The organism is Pseudomonas defluvii (genome assembly GCF_001695625.1).
Lineage (GTDB): Bacteria > Pseudomonadota > Gammaproteobacteria > Pseudomonadales > Pseudomonadaceae > Aquipseudomonas > Aquipseudomonas defluvii.
On record NZ_MBPN01000002.1, the window covers coordinates 112,348 to 121,437 of the forward strand.

A 9,090-nucleotide genomic window follows, 5' to 3' on the forward strand; every position below is an offset into this window, starting at 1 on the left:
TCGATAACCCTGCCGTCACACGGTTCAGGACTTGCGGTAGATTCGTTCGGCTTTGACCAACGCCTCGAAGCGCTCGCTATAACCCGAAAAGCTCAGGGTTTCCTTGCTGCCCAAGACCAGAAAACCACGGTGGCACAATGACTCGTGGAACAAACCCAGGGCCCGGTCCTGCAACGGCTTGTTGAAGTAGATCAACACATTCCGGCACGAGATCAAGTGGGTCTCGGAAAATACGCTGTCAGTCGCCAGGCTATGATCGGCGAAGGTCACCTTCTCACGCAGGCTGCTGTCGAGTATCGCGCTGCCGTAGGCCGCCGTGTAGTAATCACTGAGCCTCTGCAGGCCTCCTGCCTTTTCATAGTTGCGCGCATACCGCTCCATCGCCTGCATCGAATAGATACCCTGCCTGGCCCGCTCCAGTGAATACGGGTTGATGTCGGTTGCGTAGATGATCGAGCGCTCCAGCAGCCCCTCCTCACGCAACAGGATGGCCATGGAATACACCTCCTCACCCGTGCTGCAACCGGCGATCCAGAGTTTGATCGACGGCCAGGTACGCAACAACGGCACCACCTCCCGGCGCAATGCAAGGGCGTGCTCGGGATCACGGAACATCTCGCTGACCGGAATGGTCAAGTATTGCAATAACGCCATGAAGGCCGCGGGGTCCTGCAATACGCGCGCCTGCAAGGCCGCTACGGTCGCACAGCCGAACTGACGCAACGCGTGCTGTATCCGACGCGTGATAGAGGCGCCAGAGTAGTTGCGAAAGTCATAGCTGTACGTGAGGTAAATCGCCTCGATCAGCCCTTGAATCTCGATATCGGCACTGCACTCACTGGTCAAATGCGCTCCAGATGCGGCAACCACACGCGAATCAGCGAGAACAATCGCTCCAGCTCTATCGGCTTGGCCAGGTAGTCGTTGGCACCGGCCTGCAGGCAGCGTTGCTGATCATCCTTCATCGCCTTGGCCGTCACGGCGATGATCGGCAACTTGCGCCAGCGGGGGTCTTTGCGAATCAATCGGGTTGCCTCATAGCCATCCATTTCCGGCATCATCACGTCCATCAAGACCAGATCGATAGCCTCGTTCTGCTCTAGCCTGTCGATGGCCTCGCGGCCATTACGGCCAACCTCGACAATGGCCCCCTTCTGCTCCAATGCACTGGTCAAGGCGAAGATATTGCGAACGTCGTCGTCAACCAGAAGCACCGTGCGCCCCTCGAACACCCGGTCGCGGCTGCGCGCGGTCTTGAGCATGCGCTGGCGCTCGTGGGACAACTGCGATTCGACCTTGTGCAGAAACAGCGTTACTTCGTCGAGCAGGCGCTCTGGAGAACGTGCGCCCTTGATGATGATCGAGCGCGAGTACTTGAGCAGGTTGGCCTCTTCATCGCGGCTCAGGTTGCGCCCGGTATAGACGATCACCGGCGGGAAGGCCCGGATACTGTCCTCGGCCATGCGCTGAAGCAGCTCATTGCCCTGCATGTCAGGCAACTTGAGGTCGATGATCATGCAATCGTAGACCTGCTCGCGCAGCAATTCGAGGGCGTCCTGGGCCATGCCGACCGCCGTGATTTCGATATCCTCATCGCCGATCAGTCGGGCAATGCTGTCACGTTGCAGGTCGTCATCTTCGACCAGCAGGATGTGCTTGAGCTTCTGGGTCAGCGTGGCCTCCAGCCGGCCAAACACCGCCTTGAGCTGTTCTCGACTGGCCGGTTTTACCGCATAACCAATCGCCCCCATGTGCAGCGCCGCCTCGACGCGGTCCTCCACCGAGATCACATGAACCGGGATATGCCGGGTGAGCGCCTGTTCCTTGAGCCGTTGCAACACCGTCAACCCGGAGTGATCCGGCAGGCGCATGTCCAGCAATATGGCATCGGGCACATAACTGACGGCCAGGTCGAACCCTTCATCGGCCGCGTGCGCCACCAAGCAGCTGTAGCCCAGTTCATGGGCCAGATCGAAGAGGATGCGAGCGAAGTCCGGCTCGTCTTCAATCACCAGAATGCAACGTTTGCTGAACGGCGCTAGCTGGCGGTCATCAGCAAAACCTGGCGCGCGCGGCACTGCCTCTGGCGCCGCACAATCAGCCTGAACCGGCACAACGGATGAACGGATGATAACCGGCGAAACGGTTTGCTCGACAATCGGCTCGTAGCGCTCCGGAAGGATCAGGGCGAACTCACTGCCCTCCCCCAAACGGCTTTCGACGCTGATCTGGCCACCCAGCAACTGGGCCAGGTCGCGAGAAATCGAAAGCCCAAGGCCCGTGCCGCCATAGCGCCGGTTGGTGGTGCCATCGGCCTGGTGAAAGGCCTCAAAGATGGTCTGCTGCTGATGGGCCGCAATACCGATACCACTGTCGCGGACACGAAAAACAATCCCCTCGCCCGCCTGTCGAGCAATGCTCAGGTTGACCTCGCCATGTTCGGTGAACTTCACCGCATTGGACAGCAGGTTCTTGAGGATCTGCTCCAGGCGTTGGTGGTCGGTGTAAAGGGCTTTTGGGGCCGTGGCGTCGACGTTGATACTGAAGCCCAAGCCCTTGTGCTCAGCCAGCGGCTCGAACAGCTGGCGCAAGCGCTCGGTCAGGCCCTCGACCTGAGTGGTCTCCGGGCGCACCTCAAGCTTGCCGGCCTCGACCTTGGCAATGTCGAGGATGTCATTGATCAAATTGAGCAGATCATTGCCGGCCGAATAGATCGACTCGGCAAACTTCACCTGTTCTTCGCTGAGGTTTCCCTGTTCATTCTCTGCAAGCAACCGGGCCAGAATCAGCGAACTGTTCAATGGCGTGCGCAGCTCATGGGACATATTGGCAAGAAACTCGGATTTGTACTGGCTTGAACGCTGCAGCGCTTCGGCACGTTGCTCCAGCTCGATCTGAGCCTCGTTCAGCTCAGCGTTCTTGCGGTCCAGCGTGTCGCGCTGAAGGGCAAGCGCTTCGGTGCGCTCCGCCAGTTGCTCATTGGTTTGCTCCAACTCTGCCTGCTGGGCCTCCAAATACGCCTGTGACTCCTTGAGCACACGTGACTGTTCTTCCAGTTCCTCGTTGGCGGATTTCAGTTCTTCCTGCTGAACCTGCAGCTCCTCATTGAGCAACTGGGTTTCAGCCAGCACTTCCTGCAAGCGCTGTCGATATCGGGCGCTCTCGATCGAAATGCCCAGGTTATTGGCCACCCGCTCCAGCAACTCGACATCACGCGGCTCCAGCGGACGCAGGAAGCCCAGTTCGACAACACCATTGATCTGCCCATCATTGCGGGTCGGGGCTACCAGAACGCTGTGTGGCGAACCTTCACCCAGCCCGGAGCTGACCCGCAGGTAGTCACCCGGCAAGTCGTCCAGACGCAACACGCGTTCCTGCAGCACCGCCTGGGCCACCATGCCCTCATTGCTGCCGATCAGTTGCTCCTGCTGTTCTTGCTCTCGGGGCAGGCCATAGGACGCCACGCGACGCAAGTGGCCCTGTGCATCACGAACATACAGCGCCGCGACCACCGTCCCCAGATACTCGGCAAAAAACTGCAGGGCGTTGCGTCCCAGCAACGGCAAGCTCAACTGCCCCAGCAGTTGTTCGGCCAGGCGGGTCTGTCCCGTGCGCAGCCAGGCCTCTTGCTGCAGGCTCAATGCACTGCGTTGTTGAGCTTCAAGGTTACTGTTGTAACTGCTGGACAACCCCAACAGATCGCGCCGACCAAAATAGGCCAGCATGCCACTGAGCAACACAACGAAGCCCAGGTACAGCGAAATCGAAGCCACCGTCGTGCTCTGCACGCGATCGCTGCGCGCTTGGCGCAGTTGCTGCTCGGTGGACACGAAGGCCTCATACTCCTGGCGGATCTGGTCGGTCAGGCGCTTGCCGTGCCCCGCCCGCATCGCCTCGACATAAGCACCTCCGCTGCGTCGCAAGTCGATCATATGCTCGGCAAAGCGATTCCACTCGGCTTGCAGGGACTTTATCCGAGCCACCCGTTCAACCTGTTGAGTGTTGTTCGACACCAGTGCCTGCAGCGAAGCCAGGTCGGCGTCTATCCTGGGTTTGGCCACGCTGTAGGGTTCGAGAAAATGCTCATCACCGGCAATCAGGAACCCACGCAGCCCGGTCTCCATGTCGATGGACAGCTTGATCGACTCATTGGCACTGTTGATCACCCGGTCGGTATGCTCCACCCACTGGATCACTGACAGCAAGTAGCTGATGACGGCAACAAACACCACCGCGCTGAGCAATCCAACGCCCAACGGCAAGCTGATATTACGACCCAGGAGCTTGCGAAAACTCCGCTGGTCGATTGCGGTTGGCTGAATCATCCTTAAAAAGCCCCCGTAACGGTGTATCAGGACAAGAGAGTCTGGCGTTCTCTCGAGTAATAGTTCCATTTTTGCAATCGTGCTGTAACGCAACGCACTCGCCAGGGCTGGAGTCTAACCGCTAGAACCCTTGAGCAGCATAGAAAGCGTGCCTTTCAGACAGATTACCGACAATCGCTGCGTGCCCACGTCGGCAGGCTGCACTGTGGTTAAATACGCACTTTTCGCTGAAGGCCGATCGCTCATGCCCGCATCACCGCTCAAGGTTCTCGTTATTGGTTATGTCTGGCCGGAACCGCGCTCGTCAGCCGCTGGCGGGCACATGATGCAGATCCTCGAGAGTTTTCTTGAACGCGGCTGGCAAATCACCTTCAGCAGCCCGGCCACCGTTGGCGAGCACAAGGCGGACCTTGCCGCACTGGGCATTGCCGAACAGGCCATCGTGCTCAATTGCAGCAGTTTCGACCATTTTGTCGCGGAACTGGCACCAGATGTCGTGCTGTTCGACCGCTTCATGATGGAGGAGCAGTTTGGCTGGCGTGTCGAGAAACACTGCCCTGCGGCGCTGCGCGTGCTGGAAACCTCTGACCTGCAAAGCCTGCGCGATGCCCGTCAACAGCTGTTGCGCCGCCGCTTGATCGAGGGCCTGGACAGCAACGACTTCAGCGCACTGTTTGCCACCACGAGCGCGACCCTTTACCGCCACATGGCCAACGCCGACCTGACCCAACGTGAAGTGGCCGCGATCTACCGCAGCGACCTGAGCCTGATGATCTCGGATGCAGAAATCGACCTGTTGACCGCGCATTTCGGTGTTCCACCCGCGCTGCTGCACTGGTGCCCGCTGATGCTCGATCAACCGGCAACCCCTGCACGAGGTTTTGCCGAACGCGCGCACTTTCTCAGCATCGGCAACTTCCGCCACGCCCCGAACTGGGACGCCGTGCTCTGGATGAAGCACAGCCTGTGGCCGATGATCCGTCGGCAACTGCCGCAGGCCCAACTGCATGTCCACGGCGCCTACACCCCGCCCAAAGCCACCGCATTGCACAACCCGGCGCAAGGCTTTCATGTACTGAACTGGGCCGAAGATGCCCTGGAGGTCATGAGCGCCGCACGCCTGTGCCTGGCGCCTCTGCGCTTCGGCGCCGGGATCAAGGGCAAACTGACCGATGCCATGCTCTGCGGCACCCCCAGCGTCACCACCCCGATAGGGGCCGAAGCCATGCACGGAGCCCTACCCTGGCCTGGCGCTGTTGAAGTCACCGCCGAAGCGCTGGCCGAAGCGGCCGTGCAGTTGTACCAGGACGAAGCCCGCTGGAACGCGGCACAACAGGCATGCACGCCGCTCATTGCAGCCCGCTTTGATCGGCGCATTCACGCGACCGCGCTAGTCGAGCGAATCGAACAAACCCTGGCCGACCTGCCACAACAACGCCTGAACAACTTCACCGGCGCCATGCTTCGTCATCACCAGCACAAAAGCACCCAGTACATGGCCCAGTGGATCGAAGCGAAAAACCGCTTACCGACACAGGCCTCATAACTGTCGCGCAGCGACAGGCCCCAAGGCGATCACTGAGCCCCTTCACAGCGATCGCCTTTTCGGAAAGGTCCTACAACAAGTCGTCGGTCCAATCTGCTAGCGTCCAAACCTCTGGCCTTGAGGCCCTTGGGGATGCTGCCGTGTTCTGCCTGCCAACGACTCAATTACTGTTTCCAGTTGCAGTCCTGCTGTTACTGACCGGCTGTCAGGCCCAATCCCTGCCGTTGCCCAAGAGCGAAAAGCTCACCGCCGAAAAAGTCGCGCAGATCGCGACGACCATCGACCAGACCTACCCGAAGCTGTCCACCGACATACGCACCCAACTGCTCAATACCGTGGTGCAGTCGCTGGACAATATGGTGTTTGTCGAAGGCGGTGAGTTTCAGATGGGGGATTTCGGCTGGAAGTGTAACTACGACCCCAGTAACATGTGTGAGTGGCCGTGCGGGGTTGAGCCAGAGCGGTTGTGCAACATCAGCATGGATGGGGATGATGATTTTGTTCATCCGGTTAAGTTGAGCGGCTACTACCTTTCAAAATTTCAGACCACGATAAAAGACTTCGATCTGTTTTTTATTGCTCAAGGCAAACCGCTGTATGACGCGGAAAATCGCAAGCGTGAGGATATACAGTTCCTGTACAAACCCGACTTGCCTGCACCCACTCAACGCTGGCAGGAGGCCAAAGACTATTGTGGTTGGCTCGCAAAGCTCAGTGGATACCCGGTAGATTTACCCACCGAAGCTCAGTGGGAATACGCTGCACGCAGTCGCGGCCAGTACGTGTTTTTTCCTACTGACAATGGCGGCTTGGACTATGGGCGTAACTTCCCAGCACCACACGAGCGCCATACGTTTGCCGTGGACAGTTATGTACCCAACCCGCTCGGGCTCTACAACATGTCAGGAAACGCTACTGACTGGGTCAATGACTGGTTCGATGAGGACTATTACCGAAACTCGCCCCTGGAAGACCCCAAAGGACCTGATTCAGGGACGCAAAAAATTCGCCGAGGCACTGATGTTGGTGATGACCCTTTAATTACGGGAAACACCGTACGAAGATTTCCTTATGATCCTGTCAGAAGAGGCTACTTTCCAGGAACTGGTTTTCGCTGCTCCGTACAGTCCCATCAGCCTCTCTAAAACCATGCGCCTATAGTTACCTTCGCTATCCATGCATGCACATTCGCTGGTAGCGGAGTTTGGGAAAGGTCCTACATCCAGCCACTGACTGGATCTGCTAGCGTCCTAGCTTTTCTGACGCTTGACCCACAGGGATGCTGCCATGTTCTACCTGCCCACTGTCCGCGTACTTCTGCCCGCCTGCGCACTGCTGCTACTGACCGGCTGTCAGGCCCAATCCCTGCCATTGCCCAAGAGCGAAAAACTCTCTGCGGAAAAAGTCGCGCAGATCGCGACGACCATCGACCAGACCTACCCGAAGCTGTCCACCGACGTACGCGCCCAACTGCTCAACACCGTGGTGCAGTCGCTGGACAATATGGTGTTTGTCGAAGGCGGCGAGTTTCAGATGGGGGATTTTGGCTGGAAGTGTGACTATGACCCGAGCAATATGTGTGAATGGCCGTGTGGGGTTGAGCCAGAGCGGTTGTGCCCGATCAGCTTTCGCAACAATGATGACTTTGTTCACCCGGTAAAGCTGAGCAGCTACTATTTTTCAAAATTCCAGACCACGATACGCGATTTCGATCTGTATTTTATTGCTCAAGGCAAGCCGCTGTATGACGCAGAAGATCGTAAGCGTGAGGACCTACAGTTCCTGTATAAACCCGATAACCCCGCGCCGCCCAAAAGCTGGGATGAAGCTAAGGGTTACTGCAGTTGGCTGGGTACGCTGAGTGGTTACCCAGTAGATTTACCCAGCGAAGCACAGTGGGAATATGCTGCTCGCAACCGTGGTCAGTATGTTTTTTTTGCTACCGATAACGGTGGTTTGGACTATGGGCGAAATTTTCCTCACCCCGACGAATCGCTCACCTTTGCTGTTGACCGTTTTGTACCCAACCCCCTGGGAATTTACAACCTTTCCGGCAACGCCGTTGACTGGGTTAATGATTGGTATAGTGAGGATTATTACCGTAACTCTCCACTGGAGAACCCAACCGGTCCAGAGACCGGCACGTTACGCATCCATAGAGGTTCGTACTATGGTGAAGGCCCGTTAATATCTGCAAGCACTGTTCGGCGCTGGGGTGATGATCCGGTCAAAAATGGATACTTGCCAGGATTCGGCTTCCGCTGTTCCGTGCAATCCGATCAACCACTCTGAATCTAAGTGGCATACAAGGGCGCAATTATCCGCCCTTGTCAATTTCAGCGTTTACGCCAACCCTGTAAACCTACCGCTGCGTTGTGCGGCCAATAGAACGTCCTGTTTCGCGCTAAGAGAACTCGGCGTCCAAGCCATACGTTGTTCGCCACGCTCAGCTTTCGGGCTAACGGCTAACGCGTCAATAAAACGGTTGAAGAGGCGTTGCTCGCGGGCATCGAGTAACGAGTTGATTCGTGCCAGACTCTCCATGGCATTTACTTTTTGGGCTTTTGGATCGCAGTGCTCCAATACCTCGATAAACTGTCGCCAAGTGCGCACAGCTGAAAGCAGCATAATCAATGCACGCTCCCTATGTTCGTTAAAACTCCAAACAAGGCTCTCGGACAACAAGTGGACCATGGGCCCCATTGTTTCGGGTGGTAGCAGGTCCAAGGGAATACGCTGTCTGTTTATCATTACAGCATGATGTTCAAGTAGGTGGTCTGTGAGACTGTCGGCTTCAAGCTTGCTAGCGTTTCTCTTCCCCCACCAAATAGTCATATCCATGAAGCTGGTTTCAAAGGCAGCTTGGACGGCTTCTTTCGGCCCGCTCGCCACTTTAAACAACCCTAATACCAAGTAACTAAACGCATCTCCGGTTACCCCCAGCAAATACCGGTAATCCACCTCAGCCAACGCCTTGCAAAACAGTAGGACCAGTTTTCCGACCAGTTCCACATCAACTACGGTAGTGAAACCGCCTCCGGCACCGGGCCCCAGTACAAGCGAGCCACTGCAGCGGATAGCCACACGTCTTTCTGCAATCTCGATCCCAAACTCACCGCTGGCGCCAATGCCTGCGGCAACGTTCCCCTCCGCCTTGATCTGCGCCAAATCCACCCAGTTGCTGCTGGCATTCGCCTGCCCGGGCTCGATGTTGCCTGT

The 9,090-nt window shown here is 57.4% G+C and carries 5 protein-coding genes and 1 pseudogene; 3 read left to right on the forward strand and 3 right to left on the reverse strand.

Features of this window, described 5'->3' with window-relative positions:
• Window positions 1-24: 24 nt before the first annotated feature.
• Both EKA13_RS01090 and EKA13_RS01095 read right to left on the reverse strand, forming a co-directional pair.
• The gene (locus EKA13_RS01090) at window positions 25-846 is read right to left on the reverse strand and encodes a CheR family methyltransferase (RefSeq protein ID WP_065757688.1); all 822 of its coding nucleotides are present in this window, start codon (window positions 844-846) and stop codon (window positions 25-27) included.
• Window positions 843-4,325 carry a response regulator gene (locus EKA13_RS01095; RefSeq protein ID WP_065757689.1) on the reverse strand — a complete coding sequence of 1,161 codons (3,483 nt, stop codon included), beginning with the start codon at window positions 4,323-4,325 and terminating at the stop codon, window positions 843-845. The genes EKA13_RS01090 and EKA13_RS01095 overlap by 4 nt, the downstream gene beginning before the upstream one ends.
• Window positions 4,326-4,569: 244 nt before the next feature.
• Between EKA13_RS01095 and EKA13_RS01100 the strand changes: the two genes are divergently transcribed.
• The 3 genes from EKA13_RS01100 to EKA13_RS01110 all read left to right on the forward strand — a co-directional run bounded on the left by EKA13_RS01100 (window position 4,570) and on the right by EKA13_RS01110 (window position 8,163).
• Window positions 4,570-5,871 (forward strand): glycosyltransferase, encoded by a 1,302-nt coding sequence (locus EKA13_RS01100; protein WP_065757690.1) that lies wholly within the window; start codon window positions 4,570-4,572, stop codon window positions 5,869-5,871.
• A 140-nt stretch (window positions 5,872-6,011) separates the two neighbouring features.
• Window positions 6,012-7,016 (forward strand): formylglycine-generating enzyme family protein, encoded by a 1,005-nt coding sequence (locus EKA13_RS01105; protein WP_245704286.1) that lies wholly within the window; start codon window positions 6,012-6,014, stop codon window positions 7,014-7,016.
• 142 nt (window positions 7,017-7,158) lie between these two features.
• A complete protein-coding gene (locus EKA13_RS01110; protein WP_065757691.1) occupies window positions 7,159-8,163 on the forward strand; it encodes a formylglycine-generating enzyme family protein in 1,005 nt (334 codons plus the stop codon).
• Window positions 8,164-8,214: 51 nt separating this feature from the next.
• On the opposite strand, the pseudogene EKA13_RS27740 reads toward EKA13_RS01110, so the two are convergent.
• A pseudogene (locus tag EKA13_RS27740) lies at window positions 8,215-9,090 on the reverse strand (LysM domain-containing protein); the annotation flags it as partial.

Excerpts from the sequence above, each read along its gene's own strand:
- EKA13_RS01095 (WP_065757689.1), bottom strand. The coding sequence starts at position 4,325 with ATGATTCAGCCAACCGCAATCGACCAGCGGAGTTTTCGCAAGCTCCTG.
- EKA13_RS01100 (WP_065757690.1), top strand. The coding sequence starts at position 4,570 with ATGCCCGCATCACCGCTCAAGGTTCTCGTTATTGGTTATGTCTGGCCG.
- EKA13_RS01110 (WP_065757691.1), top strand. The coding sequence starts at position 7,159 with ATGTTCTACCTGCCCACTGTCCGCGTACTTCTGCCCGCCTGCGCACTG.